Below are 20,199 nucleotides of genomic sequence, written 5' to 3' on the forward strand. Positions count from 1 at the left end.
ACCCCTGTGGGTTGTCCCGCTCCAGCTCTACGTCGCCAGGGTTCTACTTCGCCGGCGTTGCGCCGGCCGCTTCCGCGTCCAGGAGCCACAGGGTGCGTGCCCGACCGACGGCGCCCGCCGCCGGCACCTCGGTCACCGGGCCGTCGGCCAGTGCGGCGGCCACCTGCTCCGCCTTCTCGGACCCCGCCGCGACGATCCACACCTCGCGGGCGGACCGGATCGCGTCGAACGTGAGCGAGACGCGCTCCGGTGGCGGCTTGGGCGAGGCGTGCACGCCCGTCGTCGTCCCCTGCGCGGCCAGGACCTCGTGGCCGGGGAACAGGGAGGCGACGTGCCCGTCGGGGCCCATGCCGAGCAGCAGGACGTCGAACGCGGGGACCGGGACGGTCCCTTCGCTCTGCTCCGGAAGCCCGCCCGCGTGCTCGCGGAGGAGCTCCGCGTACGCCGCAGCGCCCTCCTCCGGCGTCGCCACCGACGTCGGCCCTGGCATGGGGTGGACGTTGGCGGCAGGCAGCCCGTGCTCGGCGACCAGGTCGTCGACCAGGGCCTGACGCGCCTGGGTCTCGTTGCGGTCCGGGTCGCCGTCCGGCAGGAACCGCTCGTCGCCCCACCAGAGGTGGACGCCCGACCAGTCGACGGCCGGCACGAGCGGGCTCGCGGCCACCGCCGCGAGCGTCGCGATGCCCACCGAACCACCCGTGAGCACGACGTGCACGGGGGAGCGGACCGACTGCACGTCGAGCACCCGCGTGAGCAGCCGAGCGGCCGCGGCCTGGGCGAGCACCTCCTTGTCGGGGTGCACGACGACGAGCCGCACCCCCGCCGTCTGCCCGGACGTCGACACGGAGGTCGACGCGGGCGTCGATGCCGACATCAGGCCGCCGTCCGCGTCGTGACCTGCTTGAGGCCGCGGATGAGGGTCTCCTCGAAGATCTCGTCCGGGTCGAGCCGGCGCAGCTCCTCGATCAGGGCCTCGTTCAGCGCCCGGATCGGCAGCGCGATCCGCCGTGCGGGCTTGCCCGGCTGCGTGATCGTGACGGTGCGGCCGTCGGGCCGGTCCAGCACGATCGGCCCGCTCTTGCGCTCGAGCGTCACGCGCGTGATCGCGTCGTCGCTGCTGGTGCGCACCACCTCGGCCGGGCAGTTCAGCCGGGTCCCGAGCCAGGCGGCGAGCAGGTCGAGCGACGTGTGCCGCTTCTGCCCCTCGACCGACACGGAGAGCACGGGCTCGAACGGCGGCTGCTCCACGGCGGCCGCGATGAGCGCCCGCCACAGCGTGACCCGCGCCCAGGCGAGGTCGGTGTCACCGGGCGCGTACGCCCCGGAGAGCGACTCGAGCAGGTCCGCCGGACGCTCCGCCGTGGTGCTGTCGATGATCCGGCGGGCCGCCATGGCGCCCACCGGGTCCTGCGACGGCACCGCGGGCGCCTCACGGGGCCACCAGGCCACGATCGGCGCATCGGGCAGCAGCAGCGGCATCACGAGGGTGTCGGTCCGCTCCAGGAGCGGGCCGAAGGCGTGCAGGACCACCACCTCGGAGGCACCCGCGTCACCGCCCACCCGGATCTGGGCGTCGAGCCGGGCGTCGGACCCGGGCTTCGACGGGGCGACGACGATGACCCGGCACGGGTGCTCCCGGCTCGCGTCGTTCGCGGCCTCCACCGACTCCTCGACGTCCTGCTCGTCGGCCAGCACCACGAGGGTGAGCACGCGGCCGAGGGCCACCGCACCGCCCTCGTCGCGCAGGCGGACCAGACGCTTGTTGATCAGGTTGGTCGTGGTATCCGGCATGTCGATGATCACTGGACGTCCTCACCTCTCGTTGCGGCGTCAGTGCGGGCAACAGTCACGGTCGCCTCCAGGTCCTGCCGTCGCGCTCCATCATGGCGTCGGCCGACGCCGGGCCCCAGGTGCCCGACGCGTACGGCTCGGGCTGGCCCTTGCGCGCCCAGTACGACGTGATCGGGTCGAGGATCTGCCAGGACAGCTCGACCTCCTCGCGCGTCGGGAAGAGCGGCGGGTCGCCCAGCAGCACGTCCAGGATGAGGCGCTCGTAGGCCTCGGGCGAGGACTCGGTGAACGAGTGCCCGTACCCGAAGTCCATGGTCACGTCGCGTACCTGCATCGCAGTGCCCGGCACCTTGGCGCCGAACCGCATGGTGACGCCCTCGTCGGGCTGCACGCGGATGACCAGGGCGTTGTTGCCGAGCTCCGACGTCAGGGACGTCTCGAACGGCAGGTGCGGGGCCTTCTTGAACACCACGGCCACCTCGGTGACGCGGCGGCCCAGGCGCTTGCCGTGCCGCAGGTAGAACGGGACGCCCGCCCAGCGGCGGTTGTCGACGTCCACCCGGATCGCGGCGAAGGTCTCCGTGGTGGAGTCCTTCGCGATGCCGTCCTCCTCGAGGAAGCCCGGCACCTCCTCGCCACCCTGCCAGCCGGCCTCGTACTGGCCGCGCGCGGTGTGCTTGCCGAGGTCACGCGGCAGCCGCACGGAGGACAGCACCTTGATCTTCTCGGCCCGCAGCTCGGCGGCGTCGAAGTTGACGGGCTCCTCCATGGCCACCAGCGCCAGGAGCTGGATCAGGTGGTTCTGGATGACGTCGCGCGCGGCGCCGATCCCGTCGTAGTACCCCGCACGGCCACCGATGCCGATGTCCTCGGCCATGGTGATCTGCACGTGGTCCACGTAGTTCGAGTTCCAGATGGGCTCGAACATCGTGTTCGCGAATCGCAGCGCCAGCAGGTTCTGGACGGTCTCCTTGCCCAGGTAGTGGTCGATGCGGAACACCGACTCCGGGTCGAAGACCTTCGAGACCACGGCGTCGAGCTCACGCGCGCTCGCCAGGTCGTGCCCGAACGGCTTCTCGATCACGACGCGGCGCCACGCGTTCACGCCGTCGCCGTCCGCGTCCTGGTCGGGGTGCGAGAGCCCGTGCTTCGAGAGCTGCTCGCACACCACGGGGAACGCCGACGGCGGCACCGACAGGTAGAACGCGTGGTTGCCGCCCGTGCCGCGCTCCTTGTCGAGCGTCTCGACGGTCTCCCGCAGCCGCTCGAATGCCTCGTCGTCGTCGAAGGAACCCTGCACGAACCGGATGCCCTCGGCGAGCTGGCGCCACGTCGCCTCCCGGAACGGGGTGCGGGCGTGCTCCTTCACGGCGTCGTGCACCACCTGTGCGAAGTCCTGGTCCTCCCACTCGCGCCGGGCGAAGCCCGTCAGCGCGAAGCCAGGCGGCAGGAGGCCACGGTTGGCGAGGTCGTAGACGGCGGGCATGAGCTTCTTGCGCGCCAGGTCGCCCGTCACGCCGAAGATCACCAGGCCGCTCGGCCCCGCGATGCGCGGCAGCCGCAGGTCGAGGGGGTCACGCAGGGGGTTGACGCCCTGCGCGATCTTTGCCGGCCTCACCGGTCGCCGGCCCCTGCACCGGCGAGCCCGGTCTTGGTGGTCGTCAGGAGCTCGTCCCAGCTCACCTCGAACTTCGTCACGCCCTCGTCCTCCAGCTGTGCGGTTACCTCGTCGACGGAGATGCCCTGCGCCTCGACCGCCGCGATGACCGCGGCGGCCTGCTCGCCCGAACCGGTGACGGTGTCGGCGAGCACGATGCCGTGGTCGGCGAACGCGTCCAGCGTCTTCTCGGGCATGGTGTTGACCACGCCCGCCACGACGAGCTCGTCCACGTACATCGTGTCGCGGTAGCTCGGGTCCTTCACGCCGGTCGACGCCCACAGCGGACGCTGCGGCTGAGCGCCTGCCGCCCGCAGGGCCGCCCAGCGCCCCGTGCTGTCGGCCGAGAAGACGTCCTCGTAGGCCGCGAAGGCCAGGCGGGCGTTCGCGACGGCGGCCTGGCCGCGCAGCGCGAGCGCCTCCTGCGTGCCGATCGCGTTCAGGCGCTTGTCGATCTCGGCGTCCACGCGGGACACGAAGAACGACGCCACCGAACCGATGACGGACAGGTCGTGGCCCGCCTCCTTGGCCTGCTCGAGACCGGCCAGGAACGCGTCCATCACCGCCCGGTACCGTTCGATCGAGAAGATCAGCGTCACGTTCACGCTGATCCCCTTGGCCAGCGTGGACGTGATCGCGGGCAGACCCTCGACGGTGGCCGGGATCTTGATCATCACGTTCGGCCGGTCGACGGTCTCCCACAGGCGGACGGCGGTCGCCTCGGTCGCCGCCGTGTCGCGGGCCAGCCGCGGGTCCACCTCGATGGACACGCGGCCGTCCACGGCACCGGTGGCGTCGTAGACCGGACGCAGCAGGTCTGCGGCGTCGCGGACGTCGTCGGTGGTGATGCGCTCGACCGCCGCCTCGACGTCGCCGTTGTTCGGCGGCCCGGCCAGCTCGGCCAGGATGCCGTCGTACGCGTCGCCCTGCGCGAGGGCGGCCGCGAAGATCGTCGGGTTGGTCGTGACCCCGACGACGTTCTTGGTGCTGATCAGCTCGGCGAGGTTGCCGGTCCGCAGGCGCTCACGGGACAGGTCGTCCAGCCAGATCGCGACACCCGCCTCGGACAGCCGCTGGGTGGGACTGACGTTGTCGCCTGTGCTGTCTGTCGTGCTGTCGGTCATCATGCCCTCCTCTTATGTCCGTGTGATTCGAGTCGGTGTGATCGCGGGGCTCAGGAGGCCGCGGCGATCGACTCCTTGGCGGCCAGGGCGACGGCCTCCGCCGTGATGCCGTACTCGGCGTAGAGCTTCTTGTAGTCGGCCGAGGCGCCGTAGTGCTCGAGCGAGACGATGCGGCCGGCGTCGCCGACCACCTCGCGCCAGCCCTGCGCCACGCCCGCCTCGACGGAGACACGAGCCTTCACACCGGACGGGATGACCGACTCGCGGTAGGCCTCGTCCTGCTTGTCGAACCACTCGCGCGAGGGCATGGAGACCACGCGGGCCTGCACGCCGTCGGCGGCGAGGATCGCGCGTGCCTCGACGGCGAGCTGCACCTCCGAGCCGGTGCCCACGAGGACCACGTCGGGCGTGCCGTCGGTGTCCAGGAGGGTGTAGCCGCCCTTGAGGGTGCCCTCGGCCGAGGCGAAGCCCTCGGTGCCGCGCGGGTAGGTGGGCACGTTCTGGCGGGTCAGCACGATGCCTGCCGGGTTGTCCCGGTTCTCGAGGATGCCGCGCCAGGCCCAGGCGGTCTCGTTCGCGTCAGCGGGGCGGACGACGTCGAGGTTCGGGATGGCCCGCAGTGCCGCGAGGTGCTCGACCGGCTGGTGGGTCGGGCCGTCCTCGCCGAGGCCGATCGAGTCGTGCGTCCAGACGAACGTTGTGGGGATGCCCATCAGCGCCGCCAGGCGGACCGAGGCACGCATGTAGTCGGCGAACTGCAGGAACGTCCCGCCGTAGGGGCGGGTCAGGCCGTGCAGCACGATGCCGTTGAGGATCGAGCCCATGCCGTGCTCGCGGATGCCGAAGTGCAGCGTGCGGCCGTACGGGTCGCCGGGGAACTTCTTGGTCGCGTGCTCGGCGGGCACGAAGGACGGCACGCCGTCCATCGTCGTGTTGTTGGAGCCGGCCAGGTCGGCGGAACCGCCCCACAGCTCGGGCAGCACGTCCGCGAGGGCGGAGAGCACCTTGCCCGACGCCGCACGGGTCGCGACACCCTTCTCGCTCGCCTCGAACTGGGGCAGCGAGGCGGTCCAGCCCTCGGGCAGCTCGTGGGCGCGCAGGCGCGCCAGCAGGGCGGCCTGCTCCGGGTTGGCCCCCTTCCAGGCGGCGAAGGCGGACTCCCATGCCTCGCGCTGGGCGGCCTGGCGCTGCGCGACCGAGCGCGTGTAGGCGAGGACCTCGGAGTCGATCGCGAACGACGCCTCGGGGTCGAGGCCCAGCGCGGACTTGAGGCCCTTGATCTCGTCGGCGCCCATCGCGGAGCCGTGGATCCCACCGGTGTTCTGCTTGGTGGGCGCCGGCCAGCCGATGATCGTGCGCAGCGCGATGATCGAGGGCTTGCCGGTCTCCGCCTTGGCGGCGTCGAGCGCGGCGGCCAGCGCGTCGGTGTCCTCCGCGTAGCCCTCGCCGCCCGAGGTCCAGTCCACGCGCTGGGTGTGCCAGCCGTAGGCCTCGTAGCGCTTCAGGACGTCCTCGGTGAACGCGATGTTCGTGTCGTCCTCGATCGAGATCTTGTTGTCGTCCCAGATCAGGATCAGGTTGCCGAGCTGCTGGTGGCCCGCGAGCGACGAGGCCTCCGCGGTCACGCCCTCCTGCAGGTCGCCGTCGGACGCGATGACGTACACGTGGTGGTCGAACGGCGACTCGCCGGGGGCGGCGGCGGGGTCGAGCAGGCCGCGCTCGCGGCGGGCGGCCATCGCCATGCCGACGGCGGACGCGAGGCCCTGGCCCAGCGGACCGGTCGTGATCTCGACGCCCGCGGTGTGGCCGTACTCCGGGTGGCCGGGAGTCTTGGAGCCCCAGGTGCGCAGAGCGGCGATGTCGTCCATCTCGAGGCCGTAGCCGGCGAGGAAGAGCTGGAGGTAGATCGTCAGTGACGAGTGGCCGGCGCTCAGCACGAACCGGTCGCGGCCCAGCCAGTCGGGGTCGGACGGGTCGTGGCGCATGGCCTTCTGGAAGAGGAGGTAGGCGGCCGGTGCGAGCGAGATCGCGGTTCCGGGATGTCCGTTGCCCACCTTCTCGACGGCGTCCGCAGCCAGTGCCTTGATGGCCTTGACCGCTCGCTCGTCGAGCTCCGACCACTCCAAGGGCTTCAGCACGGGGTCGAAAGCGTTCACGAGTCCTCTTTCTCTCCGCCGCCGACCCTGGCCCTGCCCGGAGAACGGACGGGCCGGAGAGCCGCGCAGCGTGCGTGCGGCGGCGGCGGGATGCCGGCCGCCCTTCGTTCGATTGCGAAATCAACCCTATACGCGCACCCCAGCACCCGCGCAGGCCTGTCCACAGTGGGGATGGTCACCGCTCCCGGACAAATCTCACACGGCCCCGCGGGAATGCGGTGCGCGGCCACGTCAGGCCGCGACGTACGATGGGCGGGCACCCGTGAGGCGACGCTGCCGGCAGCACTGCTACCAGCACCGCCACCAGGTGCGTCATCGATCTCCAGACTCCGAACGGAACTGCGACGCGCGTGAGAACGAGCCACACGACGACCGGCCAGACCGCGCGTCCCCAGACCCCCGGCACCGAGCAGCTCGCCGCCGACGTCGGGCCGCGTCCCGGAGGATGGTTCCTGAGCCGGGCCGGCGCGTACGTCGCGCTGACCAAGCCGCGCGTCATCGAGCTGCTGCTCGTGACGACGGTGCCCACCATGATCCTGGCGAACGACGGCATGCCGAGCTTCTGGCTGATCCTCACCACCCTCATCGGCGGTGCCGGGGCCGCCGGGAGCGCCAACGCGTTCAACATGTGGTGGGACCGGGACATCGACCAGGTCATGAACCGGACCAAGAAGCGTCCGATGGCCACGGGGGAGATCACGCCGCGTGCGGGCCTGGTGTTCGCCTCGATCCTCGGCCTGCTGTCGCTGGCGTGGTTCGCGCTGGTCATCAACTGGGCGGCGATGTGGCTCACGCTGGCCGCTATCGCCATCTACGTCGTCGGCTACACGATGATCCTCAAGCGCCGTACCCCGCAGAACATCGTGTGGGGCGGCATCGCGGGCTGCATGCCGGTGTTCATCGGCTGGGCGTCGGTGACGGGCGAGCTGAGCTGGGCGGCGCTGGCGCTGTTCGGCGTCATCTTCTTCTGGACGCCCCCGCACTACTGGCCGCTGTCGATCAAGTTCAAGAAGGACTACGCGAACGCGAACGTCCCGATGCTGCCGGTCGTCAGCGACGACAAGCGCGTGGCCGCCGAGATGGTGGGCTACACGCTCGCGATGATCGCCTGCTCGCTCCTGCTGACGCCGCTCGCGGGCATGTCGTGGGTGTACACCGCCGTGGCCGCGGGGCTCGGCGCGTGGTTCCTCTGGTCGACCATCGCGATGCTGCGCAGGGCGCAGGGCAGGGCGAGCGGCAAGCTGGGCGCCATGAAGGTGTTCCACGCGTCGATCACGTACCTGTCGCTGCTCTTCGTGGCCGTGGCGGTGGACGTCTTCCTGCCGTTCTGACGCGCTTTGTCCGCTGCAGTGTCAAGGCGGTCTTCTGTTCATATTGTTCGCACCCATGTAGTGGTTCATGATTCGGCCCGTGTCGGTGTCCGCGCCTAGGCTGAGGGTGTGACCGAGACCCCAGCCGACCGAACCACCGCCCTTGCCGATCAGCCTGCCGATCAGCCCGTCGATCAGCCTGCTGAGCAGTCCGCCCACCAGTCCGGGAGCTACTCCGCGGGCCTGCCGACGGCGTCCTCCGCCGTCCCGGAGGCTGACCTGGCTCCCCGCCGGGCGGCCCGCGAGAAGTCCCGCGTGGCCCCGGACTACGCGCGTGCCTGGCTCCTGCTGTCCGCGATGCGGACCGAGCTCTTCGACAAGGCGCAGCTCTCCCGGGCGGACCAGGTGATCCTCGACTGCGAGGACGCCATCGACGACTCGCTCAAGGACGAGGCGCGCGAGAACGTCATCCGGTGGATCAAGAACGGTGGCAGCGCCTGGGTCCGGATCAACGACCGTCAGGCGACGTCGTGGGCCGACGACGTCGCGCACCTGCGCGGGCTCAAGGGGCTCAACGGCGTCATGCTCGCCAAGACCGAGAGCGCCGACGACGTCATCGACACCGCGCAGCGCCTCGGCGGCGACGTGCCGGTCATCCCGCTCGTCGAGTCGGCGCTCGGCATCGAGGAGGCGGTCAACATCGCCAGGGCCCGTGGCGCGTTCCGGCTCGCGTTCGGCTCCGGCGACTACCGCCGCGACACCGGCACCGCCAACGAGCCCATGGCCATGGCGTACCCGCGCACGCGCCTGGTGGTCGCAAGCCGTATCGGCGGCCTGCCCGGCCCCATCGACGGCCCGACGGTCGGCTCGTCGCACGCGCTGCTCCGCGAGCAGTCCGCCGACGCCGTCATCCTCGGCATGACCGGCAAGCTCTGCCTGGACTTCGAGCAGCCAGCGGTCATCAACGAGTCCTTCGCGCCGACGTCGTCGGACGTGGCCTGGGCCGTCGACTTCTTCGCCGAGTTCGAGGCCGCTGGCTCCGTCATCCGCGACGGCAGCGACAAGCCGCGCCTCGCCCGCGCACAGGTGATCCGCTCGCGTGCCGAGCTGTTCGGTATCAATCCCGCCTGACGCGGGAGCGACCTCGAACGGCGGTCACCCGGCGTGGCCTGCCCGAACGGCAGGCCACGCTCGGCATGATGGGGCGGTGTCAACCGTCCAGGCCGACCCGCAGACCTTCCGTGAGCCCGCATCGGGTCCGGACGTCAGCGCCCGGCTCGACCGCGCCCTGCAGGACTACCTCGCGCACCTGAGCGTGGAGCGCGGCCTGTCGACCAACACGGTCGCCGCCTACCGCCGCGACCTCGTGCGCTACCTGGCGTTCCTCGCGGTTACCGGCCGGCCCGGCCTCGGCGACGTCACGGAGGCCGACGTCTCAGGCTTCGTCGAGGCGGTGCGCCAGGGGACCGACGGCGGACGCCCGCTGTCGGCGTCGTCCACCGCGCGTGCCCTGGCCGCCGTGCGGGGCTGGCACCGGTTCGCGCAGGCCGAGGGCATCGCGGTGGCCGACCCGTCCGCCGAGGTGCGCGCACCCACCCAGCTGCGCCGCCTGCCGCACGCGCTGTCCGTCGACGACGTCGCCGCCCTGCTCGACGCCGCGGGGGCGGGCGAGGGCCCCCTGCCCCTGCGCGACCGGGCGCTGCTCGAGCTGCTGTACGCGACGGGCGCCCGGATCTCCGAGATCGTGGGGCTCGACGTCGACGGCGTCGGCGACGCCACCGCCGTCCGGCTGCTCGGCAAGGGCGCGAAGGAGCGCGTGGTGCCCGTCGGCTCGTTCGCGCGGGACGCGCTCGAGGGCTACCTGGTCCGGTCGCGCCCCGCGCTGGCCGCGGCCGGCCGGGGCACGCCCGCCCTGTTCCTCAACACGCGCGGCGCGCGGATGTCACGGCAGACCGCATGGGCCGCGCTGCAGGCCGCCGCGGCGCGCGCGGGCCTGACGGAACACGTGTCGCCGCACACGCTGCGGCACTCGTTCGCCACCCACCTCCTCGCGGGCGGAGCGGACGTGCGGGTGGTCCAGGAGCTGCTCGGCCACGCGTCGGTCACGACGACGCAGATCTACACGATGGTCACCCCCGACGCGCTGCGCGAGGTCTACGCGGCGGCGCACCCCCGGGCCCGGTGAGCAGTGCCCAATAGTGGTGCCCGGTAGTGGTGCCCGGTAGCGGGTGCCCGGCAGCAGCCGCCCGGTCGTCGCAACCGGCAGCGGAAGGACGCCACGCCGGGCCTTTCACGGGAGCGGCGCCCACACTCTGGTATAGCGTGGCGGGCGTGAGCGAGGCACCCAGCCAGGAGGGAGCGAACACGATGACCGACATGCTTCTCGGCAAGGAGGTCGTCGGCGCACCCACGGACTCGGACGTCGTGCGCGACGTCGTCGGACGCGTCATGCCGGAGCTCCCGGAGCCGGCGCCGCTGACGAGCCACGGTCCGGCGCGCATCATCGCGATGTGCAACCAGAAGGGCGGGGTCGGCAAGACGACCACCACCATCAACCTCGGCGCGAGTCTCGCGGAGTACGGCCGCAAGGTGCTCCTGGTGGACTTCGACCCGCAGGGGGCCGCGTCGGTCGGCATCGGCGTCAACCCGCACGAGCTCGACCTGACCGTCTACAACCTGCTCATGGAGCGGGACGTGGACATCAACGACGTGATCATCCCGTCGGGCATCGAGAACCTCGACGTGCTGCCCGCGAACATCGACCTGTCCGCCGCCGAGGTGCAGCTCGTGGGTGAGGTCGCCCGTGAGTCCGTGCTGTCCCGCGCGCTGCGTCCGGTGCTCGACGACTACGACGTCATCCTCATCGACTGCCAGCCGAGCCTCGGCCTGCTCACCGTGAACGCGCTGACCGCCGCGCACGGCGTGCTGATCCCGCTGGAGTGCGAGTTCTTCGCGCTGCGCGGCGTCGCGCTGCTGGTGGAGACCATCGAGAAGGTGCGGGACCGGCTCAACCCCGCCCTGGAGATCGACGGTATCCTCCCCACCATGTACGACTCGCGCACCCTGCACTCCCGCGAGGTGGTGGCGCGCGTGTACGAGGCCTTCGGCGACACGCTGCTGCACTCGATCATCGGTCGCACCGTGAAGTTCCCCGACGCCACGGTCGCCGCCGAGCCGATCACCGACTACGCACCGGGCCACCCGGGCGCTGCCGCGTACCGTCAGCTCGCCAGGGAGCTCGTGGTCCGTGGCGATGCTGCCTGAGGCGGCGGTGGACCGGTCCGACGTCCTGGAGTCCGACGTCCTGGAGTCCGACGGCATAGAGGCGGAGGCTGACGTCGCCGTCGGGCCGGACGTCGTCGCAGAACCGGACGTCGACCAGGCTCCCGTCGACGAGCGCCGTGGCTCCCGGACCTTCCAGGTCCGGCTGCACAACTTCGAGGGTCCGTTCGACCTGCTGCTCTCGCTGATCGCGAAGCACAAGATGGACGTCACCGAGGTGGCGCTCGCCGTCGTGACCGACGAGTTCGTCGCGCACATCCGCGAGGCGGAGCGGGCGTCCCGCGAGGCCGCCGCGCGCGGCGAGGAGCACGCGTCCTGGGACCTCGGCGTGGCCAGCGAGTTCCTCGTGATCGCGGCGACCCTGCTCGACCTCAAGGCCGCCCGGCTGCTGCCTGGCGTCGTCGACGAGGACGCGGAGGACCTCGAGCTCCTCGAGGCCCGCGACCTGCTGTTCGCCAGGCTCCTGCAGTACCGGGCGTACAAGGAGGTCTCGAAGGTCATCGCGGAGCAGATGGCGTCGGCGGGCCGCCGCGTGCCGCGCCTGACGCCGCTCGAGCCGCACCTCGCGGCGATCCTGCCGGACCTGGTCTGGGACACGACGGGGGAGCAGCTCGCCGAGCTGGCCGCCCGGGTGCTCGCCCCGAAGCCGCCGCCCGTGGTGGGCCTGGCCCACCTGCACGGCTCCGCGGTGAGCGTGCGCGAGGAGGCGGGCGTCATCGTCAAGCGCCTGCGCACCGAGCACTCGCTGACCTTCCGGTCGCTGACGGCGGGTACGGAACGCCTCGTGACGGTCGCCCGGTTCCTGGCGCTGCTGGAGCTGTTCCGCGACTCCCTGGTCGCGTTCGAGCAGATCAGCCCGCTGGGCGAGCTCACGGTGCGCTGGACGGCCGGGCCGGACGACGGCGAGAAGTACCTCGATCCGCAGGCCGGGCCGAGCGAGTTCGACGAGGGCGACCCGGTGGTTGGGGAGCCGGCCGGCCCTGAACAGGTCGGCCCTGAACATGCCGCCTTTGAACAAGCAGAGACCGCGGAGCCCGGAACGGAGGCGACAACGGCGTGACCGTCGAAGAACAGGCCCCGGAGGCCGCGCAGGTGGACGACCCGGCCGAGGGCTCGACACAGGACGAGCCGGCCTTCGTCGACGTGCACACGCTCCCGGGCGGCGCGCACGCGGCGGTCGAGGCGGTGCTCATGGTGGCTGACGCGCCGATCGGCGCGGACCGCATCGCCGCGGCGCTGAACCTGCCGCAGCAGGAGACCGACGACATCCTGCACGAGCTGGCCGACGAGTACGCGGGCCACCTCGGCTCCCGTCCGCGCGGGTTCGAGCTGCGCCGGACCGTTGACGGATGGCGCATCTACTCGTCGGCGGCGCACGCGGACCCCGTCGGACGATTCGTGCTGGACGGCCAGTCCGCCAAGCTGAGCCAGGCCGCGCTGGAGACGCTCGCGGTGGTCGCCTACCGTCAGCCGGTGACGCGTGGCCAGGTCAGCGCGGTGCGCGGGGTCAATGTGGACGGCGTCGTGCGGACGTTGCTGACGCGCGGACTGATCGCCGAGATCGGTCAGGATCCGAGCTCGGGTGCGGTTCTGTTCGGAACCACGGGATACTTCTTGGAGCGGATGGACTTCTCGTCGCTCGACGAGCTGCCTCCGCTGGCTCCGCACCTGCCCGACCTCGACACGTTCGAGGGCCTGGACGGGCTGGACTCCTAGCTGGATTCTCAGCCGGACTCCTGGCTGGGTTCTCAGCCGGACTTCGGCCCGACCCCGCAGGCAGGTCGCAGTGCCCTTCCCGACTCACCGAGAGACGTAACCATGAGCAACGAACGCCGCGGCGGGAGCCGCCGCGAATCCAGTGGTGGCCAGCAGCCGCGCCGATCCGACCACTCCGGCCATTCCGGTAGGGGTGGCGGCAAGAACTTCCGGGGCGGCAGCTCGGCCAAGAGCCGTGCGCAGGCGAACGCGCCGCGCCGCAGGCCCGCACAGCCCGTCGAGCAGGGCCGCGACGTCCACGTCGACGGCGGCGTGCGGCTGCAGAAGGTGCTCGCCCAGGCCGGGCTCGGGTCCCGCCGGGCGAGCGAGGAGCTCATCGCGAACGGCCGCGTCGAGGTGGACGGCCAGATCGTCACGGAGCTGGGCGTGCGGGTCGACCCCGCCACCGCCGTCATCCACGTGGACGGGCTCCGGATCCAGCTCGACCAGAACAAGGTGACCATCGCGCTGAACAAGCCGCTGGGCGTGGTCTCGACCATGGACGACCCCAAGGGCCGGCCGACCGTCGCCGATCTCATCAAGAACCGCGAGGAGCGGCTCTTCCACGTCGGCCGGCTCGACGCGGACAGCGAGGGCCTGCTGCTCCTGACGAACGACGGCGAGCTCGCCAACCGCCTGTCCCACCCGAAGTACAAGATCGCGAAGACCTACCTCGTGACCGTCGAGGGCGAGATCTACCCGCGCGTCGGGCGTGAGCTCCTGAAGGGCGTCGAGCTCGAGGACGGCATCGCCAAGATGGACGCGGTGCAGGTGGTCCAGCAGATCGACGGCTTCGCGATGCTGGAGGTCGTGCTGCACGAGGGCCGCAACCGGATCGTGCGCCGCATGTTCCAGGCCGTCGGGCACCCGGTGACGCGCCTCGTGCGCACCCGGATCGGCCCGATCCCGCTCGGCGACCTGAAGTCCGGCCGCACCCGCGTTCTGGGCCGCACCGAACTGGGAACTCTCATGGGTGCGGTTGACCTGTAACCTCGACCGCTGAGTGCTGGGTATTTGTGCCCTGGTACGCACTCCGGCAGCAAATACCCAGCACTCAACGGAAAGCGAGCGGGACTGTGACCAGCCCTGTTGTTGTGGCGATCGACGGGCCGTCCGGGTCCGGCAAGTCGAGCGTGTCGAAGGCGGTCGCCGCACGGCTCGGCCTGGCCTACCTCGACACGGGGGCCATGTACCGGGCGGCCACGGTGTGGAGCATGGAGACGGCGGACCTGGACGACGCCGCGTCGGTCGCCGCGGCGGTCCGTGCGATGCCGCTGGTCATGGGCCTGGACCCGGCCGCGCCCGGCGTCGAGCTGGACGGGCGCGACGTCGCCGTGACCATCCGCACCACGCAGGTCACGACCGCCGTCTCGAAGGTGGCGTCCAACCTCGACGTGCGGGCGGAGCTCAAGCGGCTCCAGCGCGAGATCATCGACCAGGAGTCGAGCGCCCAGGCGGTGTTCTCGGGCGGCCGGGGGATCGTGGCGGAGGGCCGCGACATCACAACGGTCGTCGCGCCGGACGCCGACGTCCGCGTGCTGCTCACCGCCTCGGAGGAGGCGCGTCTGCGCCGCCGGTCGCTCGAGGTGCACGGCGCGGCCGATGCCACGGCGGTCGACGCCACGCGGGACCAGGTGCTGCGCCGCGACCAGGACGACGCGAAGGTCACGCAGTTCCACGTCGCCGCCGACGGCGTGGCGACCGTCGACTCCAGCGACCTCGACTTCGAGCAGACGGTCGACGCCGTGCTCGCCGTCGTCGCGCAGGCCGAGACGGCGGGCAGCAGGGCCTGACCTGCGGAGCCTGACCGGGCAGGGCCCGACCTGCAGGGCCTGCAGGGCCTGCGGGCTCGGGGCCTGCAGGAGCGACGCAGGTCATACGGCCGCGAGTCGGCCGGAGCGCGTCAGGCCTGCGACAATGAGGGCATGACCCACGACCCCTCTGCATCTGAGGCTGCTGCGCTGGACGCGACGGCCCGAGATGATGCTGCCCTGGACGCCACTGCGCTGGACGCCGGGGGCCCGGCCGCACCCGACCTCGATCTCGCCGCAGCCCTCGCCGAGACCGAGGACGACGTCGCGCGCGAGCGTGCGCTGCGCGTCGGCCTCGAGGAGTTCGAGCTCGACGAGTCGGACCAGGCGCTGCTCGACTCCGAGTGGAGCGAGGAGGAGGCCGAGGCGGAGCAGGCGCTGCCGGTGCTGGCCGTCGTCGGACGCCCGAACGTCGGCAAGTCGACGCTGGTCAACCGCATCCTCGGCCGCCGCGAGGCGGTCGTCGCCGACAAGCCGGGTGTGACGCGCGACCGCGTGTCCTACCCGGCCGAGTGGGCCGGCCGCCGGTTCACGCTCGTCGACACCGGTGGCTGGGAGGTCGACGTCGCCGGCATCGAGTCCAAGGTCGCCGAGCAGGCCGAGGTGGCGATCTCCCTCGCCGACGCCGTCGTGTTCGTGGTCGACGCCACGGTGGGCGCCACCGCCACCGACGAGCGCGTGGTGGAGCTGCTGCGCCGCTCGGGCAAGCCCGTCGTGCTGTGCGCCAACAAGGTCGACGGCGCCTCGGGCGAGGCGGACGCCGCGTACCTGTGGGCGCTGGGCCTGGGGGAGCCCTACCCGGTCTCCGCCCTGCACGGCCGCGGTACGGGCGACCTGCTCGACGCGGCCGTCAAGGCCCTGCCGACGACGTCGGAGCACGGCACCCTGCGGCCCGCCGGCCCGCGCCGCGTGGCGCTCGTCGGGCGGCCGAACGTCGGCAAGTCCTCGCTGCTGAACAAGATCGCCGGTGCGGAGCGGGTGGTGGTCGACGAGATCGCGGGCACCACGCGCGACCCGGTCGACGAGCTCATCGAGCTGCGCGGCATCCCGTACTGGTTCGTGGACACGGCCGGCATCCGCCGCAGGGTGCACCAGACCAAGGGCGCGGACTTCTACGCGTCGCTGCGCACGCAGGCCGCCATCGAGAAGGCGGAGATCGGCGTCGTCCTCGTGGACGCGTCCGAACCGCTGACCGAGCAGGACATCCGCGTGATCCAGCAGGTCGTGGACGCGGGCCGTGCGCTCGTCATCGCGTACAACAAGTGGGACCTCATGGACGAGGACCGGCGCCCCTTCCTCGAGCGTGAGATCGAGAAGGAGCTGGTGCAGATCACCTGGGCGCCGCGCGTCAACCTGTCGGCCCGCACCGGCTGGCACAGCGAGCGGCTGGTCCCGGCGATCGAGCGGTCCCTCGCGTCGTGGGACCGCCGCGTCCCGACGGGCAAGCTCAACGCGTTCCTCGGCGAGCTCGTCGCCGCGCACCCGCACCCGCTGCGCGGTGGCAAGCAGTCGCGCATCCTGTTCGCGACGCAGGCCTCGACCCGCCCGCCGCGGTTCGTCATCTTCGCCACGGGGTTCATCGAGGCCGGCTACCGCCGTTTCATCGAGCGCCGCCTGCGCGAGACGTTCGGTTTCGAGGGCACGCCGATCGAGATCTCGGTGCGGGTCCGGGAGAAGCGCAAGCGCTGAGCACACGGAGACTCCGCCGCGATCCTGCTGGGTTGCGGCGGAGTTTTTTGTGCGCGCCGAGTTCGATGCCCACGATGTCGGTGAGTCGCGGTACCTTCGGGTCGTGCTTCCGGCCAGTATCCCCAGCCCCGATCCGGTGTGGTCCCAGATCCACCTGGGTCCGCTCACCATCCATACCTACGCCCTGTGTCTGCTGGCCGGCATCGCCGCCGCCGCGTACATCACCGACCGGCGTCTCCGCGCACGCGGAGCCGCCCCCGGGCTCGCCCTCGACATCGCGATGTGGGCAGTGCCCATCGGCATCGTCGGCGCCCGGATCTACCACGTGCTCACCCACCTCGGGGACTTCACCGGCCCTGGTGTCGACCCGTGGGCCTGGGTTCGGATCTGGGAGGGCGGCAACGCCCTGTTCGGGTCGCTCCTCGGCGGCGCCGTCGGCGTCTGGATCGGCTGCCGCCTGACGGGCCTGCGGTTCTGGTCGTTCGCCGACGCCCTCGCGCCCGGCCTGCTCGCCGCCCAGGCGATCGGACGGCTGGGCAACTACGTGAACCAGGAGCTGTTCGGCCTGCCGACCACGCTGCCCTGGGGCCTGGAGATCCGGTCGGACGCGCCGATGTTCCCGGTCGGGACTCCAGAGGGCACGCTGTTCCACCCGTTGTTCCTGTACGAGATGATCTGGAACCTCATCGGCATCGCGCTGCTGCTCACCATCGAGCGGCGCGTGGTCCGCCGCGACGAGGCACTGCTGGCCGACGGCGGCACGCCCGGCGCCGGTCTGCGCTGGGGCCGCATGTTCGGCCTCTACCTGATCTGGTACGGCCTTGGCCGTAGCTGGCTCGAGACCATCCGGATCGACCCGACGAGCGACGCTCCGCTGGGCGTCCCGGCGAATGTCTGGACGTCGGGGGTCGCGATCCTCCTGGGTATCGCGATCGTCGTGGTCCAGGGCAGGCGTCACCCGGAGCCCGAGCCTTCGGTGTACCAGCCGGGACGGGAGCCCAAGGACGAGGACACGGAGTCCGAGGGCGTCGCCGAACCCGAGAAGGGCACCGAGCCCGCAGGCTCGGCGGACGACGGCGGTTCGGCGAGCACCGTCTCCGACGACGCGGCGTCCGAGGGCGCGACGTCCGCGGGCGCGGACCCGAAGCGCAACCCCTCCGAGAACGGAGCCGCCGCCGAGCCTGCCGAGGCGAACGGCTCCTCCGACAGCAAGTAGCCCGCAGCTTCTCCTGCTGTGCACCAGTGAATCCGTGACCCCGTGGGGCTGTGACGTGCCTGTGCGCACGCTCACAGCCCCACGGGTTGTTCCACCGGGCGCGGATTACGGAGGATGAGGTCATGCCACCTTCGCGTCCCGGGGACACCTCTGCCTCGTTCCCGCTCGCCGTGGGTCGGCGCACCTGGTGGCCGGTCGCCGCCGTGCTCCTGGCCGTGGCCTGGGGCGGCAACGAGTTCACCCCGCTCCTCGTGATGTACCGCGAGCAGGGCGTCATGGGGCCGGTGACCGTTGACGCGCTCCTTGCCGTCTACGTGTTCGGCCTCGTGCCCGCGCTGCTCCTGGGCGGGCCGCTGTCCGACAGGTTCGGCCGCCGCCCGCTGCTGCTGCCCGCTGCGCCGCTCTCGGCGCTCGGGTCGCTCGTCCTCGCGCTGAACCCGGCGAGCCCCGTGGTGCTCTCCATCGGCCGTCTGCTCTGCGGCGTGGCGCTCGGTCTGGCCATGGCCGTGGGATCCACCTGGCTCACGGAGCTCAGCGCCGCCACCGGCGAGCGTGCCGCTGGTCCACGTCGGGGATCGCTCTCCCTGACCGCCGGGTTCCTCTCCGGGGCGGGGATCGCCGCGATGCTCGCGCAGTTCGCACCCTGGCCCACCCTCCTGTCGTACGTGCTGCACGCGGCCGGATCCCTGCTCGCGGGCCTGGTGCTGCTCCGCGTCCCGGAGACCCGCCGGCGCCTCCCACGCGACGAGCGAGCCCCGCTGCTCGACGATCTGCGCATCACCGCCGTCCGGAACCCCCGGTTCCTGCGGGTGGTGGTACCTCTCGCGCCCTGGGTGTTCGGCTGCGCCGGCTGTGCGTTCGCGGTGCTGCCGAGCCTGCTCACCGACCAGGTCGGCGGCTTCCCCATCGCCTTCGCGGGCGTCATGGCCATCCTCGCGCTCGGCTGCGGCATCGGCATCCAGGTCGTGGCCCGCCGGATCGACACACCGTCGTCGGCCCGTGCCTCCATCGTGGCGCTGACGATCGTCGGGGCGGGGATGGCGCTCGCCGGCTGGGCGTCCACCGCACTGTCGCTGCCGATCGGCGTGGTGGCGGCGGTGGTCCTCGGTACCGGCTACGGTCTCGCGCTCGTGGCCGGGCTGAGCGAGGTGGCACGGATCGCCGGGCCGGGCCAGCTCGCCGGCCTGACCGCCGTGTTCTACTCGCTGACCTACATCGGGTTCTTCGTCCCGATGGCGCTCGCCTGGCTGCGCGACACGTGGTCGTACGGCGAGATGTTCGGCTTCGGCACGGTCGCCGTTGCGCTGTGCCTGACGATCGTGGCGGTCTCGTCGCGCACGGCGCTCCCGGGCCGGCTCCGGCGTTAGGGCTTGAAGGCGGTCAAGCGGGTCGTTGGCTGCGGTGGTCGGATCTCGGGTCTGGGTGGCGCGCGAGGCGGCACCTGGTCCTTCGACTGCCAGGTCTGAGCTCGGCGGTCCCTTCGGCGGCGATCCCTCCAACGAGCGGTCATGCCCGGTAGCTTTCCGTTGGTGCCTGACTCGACAGCCCGTCCTGAGCGTCTGGCGTGCTCGTCCCGCCACCGCGACCTGAAGGGGTCAGGCGGCTTCGGGTGGGGCGTTGATGGGTTCGGGTAGGCGGATGCGGTGTCCGCGGGCGTCGGTGAACGCCCATCCGGTCTCCAGCAGGGCACCGGCCGGGGTGTCGGCCGTGGTGTCGGTGGCCGTGGTGCCGGTGTTGGTGGTGGTGGTTTTGCCGGTCCAGTGCATGGTGATGTTCTTGGTGTCGACGAGTTGGTGGTGGTGCCAGCACAGCAGTGCACTGTTGGTGACGGAGGTGTTTCCGCCGTCGGCCCGGTGGGTGATGGCGTGGTGGACCTCGCACCGGGAGGGTGGTTGGTCGCATCCTGGCCAGACGCAGTGCTGGTCTCGGGCGATGACGGCGCGGCGCATCTGCCCGGACACGGTGCGTTGCGCACGACCCACATCCAGGACGGCGCCGTCGGGTCCGAACACGATCCGGGTCACCGCACTGTGACACGCCAACCGGCGTATCAGTGCGCGGGGGGCGCGTTCGCCGGTCTCGGTGAACACCGGGCCACCGGTGGTCAGGAACCCGGTCATGGTTCCGGGCAGGGGGGTGTCCGTGGTACTCCAGCCACCCGGACCACCGGACGGGTCACCGGTCGGACTACCTGCTGGGGTTCCAACTGGGCTCCCGGCCGGGTTGGTGGCCGCGCTCGCGGCTGGGGTTCCGGTTGGGGTTCCGACCGGGCTTGCGGCCGCCGGGCCGGCGGTCACCGCCCCTGCACCAGCACCAGCACCAGCACCCGTGCTGGTGCTGGTGCTGACCCCAGCGCCCGTGCCATTGGTGCTGGTGCTGGTGGTGTTCGGGCCCGTGCCCTGGTGGCG

Annotated in this window: 17 protein-coding genes; 11 read left to right on the top strand and 6 right to left on the bottom strand. The window is 71.7% G+C overall.

Going from position 1 to position 20,199, the window contains the following annotated elements:
- Positions 1-43: 43 nt before the first annotated feature.
- The 5 genes from pgl to tkt are packed head-to-tail and all read right to left on the bottom strand — an operon-like array spanning position 44 to position 6,728.
- Positions 44-874, bottom strand: coding sequence for a 6-phosphogluconolactonase (pgl, locus tag ACFWE2_RS16445; RefSeq protein ID WP_377225292.1), 831 nt, complete (start codon positions 872-874; stop codon positions 44-46).
- Positions 874-1,803: a glucose-6-phosphate dehydrogenase assembly protein OpcA gene (opcA, locus tag ACFWE2_RS16450; protein WP_377225293.1), complete on the bottom strand. Its 930-nt coding sequence runs from the start codon at positions 1,801-1,803 to the stop codon at positions 874-876. The genes pgl and opcA overlap by 1 nt, the downstream gene beginning before the upstream one ends.
- Positions 1,804-1,846: 43 nt before the next feature.
- Entirely contained in the window at positions 1,847-3,409 is a 1,563-nt protein-coding gene (gene zwf / locus ACFWE2_RS16455) for a glucose-6-phosphate dehydrogenase (protein WP_377225294.1), read from the bottom strand.
- On the bottom strand, positions 3,406-4,572 hold the full coding sequence (gene tal, locus ACFWE2_RS16460) for a transaldolase (RefSeq protein WP_377225295.1): 1,167 nt from the start codon (positions 4,570-4,572) through the stop codon (positions 3,406-3,408). The genes zwf and tal overlap by 4 nt, the downstream gene beginning before the upstream one ends.
- Positions 4,573-4,622: 50 nt before the next feature.
- Positions 4,623-6,728: a transketolase gene (gene tkt, locus ACFWE2_RS16465; protein WP_377225296.1), complete on the bottom strand. Its 2,106-nt coding sequence runs from the start codon at positions 6,726-6,728 to the stop codon at positions 4,623-4,625.
- Positions 6,729-7,078: 350 nt separating this feature from the next.
- Between tkt and ACFWE2_RS16470 the strand changes: the two genes are divergently transcribed.
- The 11 genes from ACFWE2_RS16470 to ACFWE2_RS16520 all read left to right on the top strand — a co-directional run bounded on the left by ACFWE2_RS16470 (position 7,079) and on the right by ACFWE2_RS16520 (position 19,158).
- On the top strand, positions 7,079-8,059 hold the full coding sequence (locus tag ACFWE2_RS16470; protein WP_377225297.1) for a heme o synthase: 981 nt from the start codon (positions 7,079-7,081) through the stop codon (positions 8,057-8,059).
- A 258-nt stretch (positions 8,060-8,317) separates the two neighbouring features.
- Positions 8,318-9,169 (top strand): HpcH/HpaI aldolase/citrate lyase family protein, encoded by an 852-nt coding sequence (locus tag ACFWE2_RS16475; RefSeq protein ID WP_377225306.1) that lies wholly within the window; start codon positions 8,318-8,320, stop codon positions 9,167-9,169.
- Positions 9,170-9,245: 76 nt separating this feature from the next.
- Positions 9,246-10,223, top strand: coding sequence for a site-specific tyrosine recombinase XerD (gene xerD, locus ACFWE2_RS16480; RefSeq protein WP_377225298.1), 978 nt, complete (start codon positions 9,246-9,248; stop codon positions 10,221-10,223).
- 263 nt (positions 10,224-10,486) lie between these two features.
- Positions 10,487-11,302: a ParA family protein gene (locus tag ACFWE2_RS16485; RefSeq protein ID WP_377225307.1), complete on the top strand. Its 816-nt coding sequence runs from the start codon at positions 10,487-10,489 to the stop codon at positions 11,300-11,302.
- The gene (locus ACFWE2_RS16490) at positions 11,292-12,380 is read left to right on the top strand and encodes a segregation and condensation protein A (RefSeq protein WP_377225308.1); all 1,089 of its coding nucleotides are present in this window, start codon (positions 11,292-11,294) and stop codon (positions 12,378-12,380) included. The genes ACFWE2_RS16485 and ACFWE2_RS16490 overlap by 11 nt, the downstream gene beginning before the upstream one ends.
- Entirely contained in the window at positions 12,377-13,036 is a 660-nt protein-coding gene (locus tag ACFWE2_RS16495; protein WP_377225299.1) for an SMC-Scp complex subunit ScpB, read from the top strand. The genes ACFWE2_RS16490 and ACFWE2_RS16495 overlap by 4 nt, the downstream gene beginning before the upstream one ends.
- Before the next feature lie 102 nt (positions 13,037-13,138).
- The gene (locus ACFWE2_RS16500) at positions 13,139-14,065 is read left to right on the top strand and encodes a pseudouridine synthase (protein ID WP_377225300.1); all 927 of its coding nucleotides are present in this window, start codon (positions 13,139-13,141) and stop codon (positions 14,063-14,065) included.
- 86 nt (positions 14,066-14,151) lie between these two features.
- On the top strand, positions 14,152-14,868 hold the full coding sequence (gene cmk / locus ACFWE2_RS16505; RefSeq protein ID WP_377225301.1) for a (d)CMP kinase: 717 nt from the start codon (positions 14,152-14,154) through the stop codon (positions 14,866-14,868).
- A 132-nt stretch (positions 14,869-15,000) separates the two neighbouring features.
- Positions 15,001-16,575, top strand: coding sequence for a ribosome biogenesis GTPase Der (der, locus tag ACFWE2_RS16510; RefSeq protein ID WP_377225302.1), 1,575 nt, complete (start codon positions 15,001-15,003; stop codon positions 16,573-16,575).
- 103 nt (positions 16,576-16,678) lie between these two features.
- On the top strand, positions 16,679-17,791 hold the full coding sequence (gene lgt, locus ACFWE2_RS16515; protein WP_377225303.1) for a prolipoprotein diacylglyceryl transferase: 1,113 nt from the start codon (positions 16,679-16,681) through the stop codon (positions 17,789-17,791).
- Between the two features lie 122 nt (positions 17,792-17,913).
- Entirely contained in the window at positions 17,914-19,158 is a 1,245-nt protein-coding gene (locus ACFWE2_RS16520; RefSeq protein ID WP_377225304.1) for an MFS transporter, read from the top strand.
- Between the two features lie 228 nt (positions 19,159-19,386).
- On the opposite strand, the gene ACFWE2_RS16525 is transcribed toward ACFWE2_RS16520, so the two are convergent.
- Complete coding sequence (locus ACFWE2_RS16525) at positions 19,387-19,911, bottom strand: DUF222 domain-containing protein (protein WP_377225305.1); 525 nt, start codon at positions 19,909-19,911, stop codon at positions 19,387-19,389.
- Between the last annotated feature and the right edge of the window lie 288 nt (positions 19,912-20,199).

Origin of the sequence: Promicromonospora sp. NPDC060271, assembly GCF_042726755.1 — a bacterium.
Lineage (GTDB): Bacteria > Actinomycetota > Actinomycetes > Actinomycetales > Cellulomonadaceae > Promicromonospora.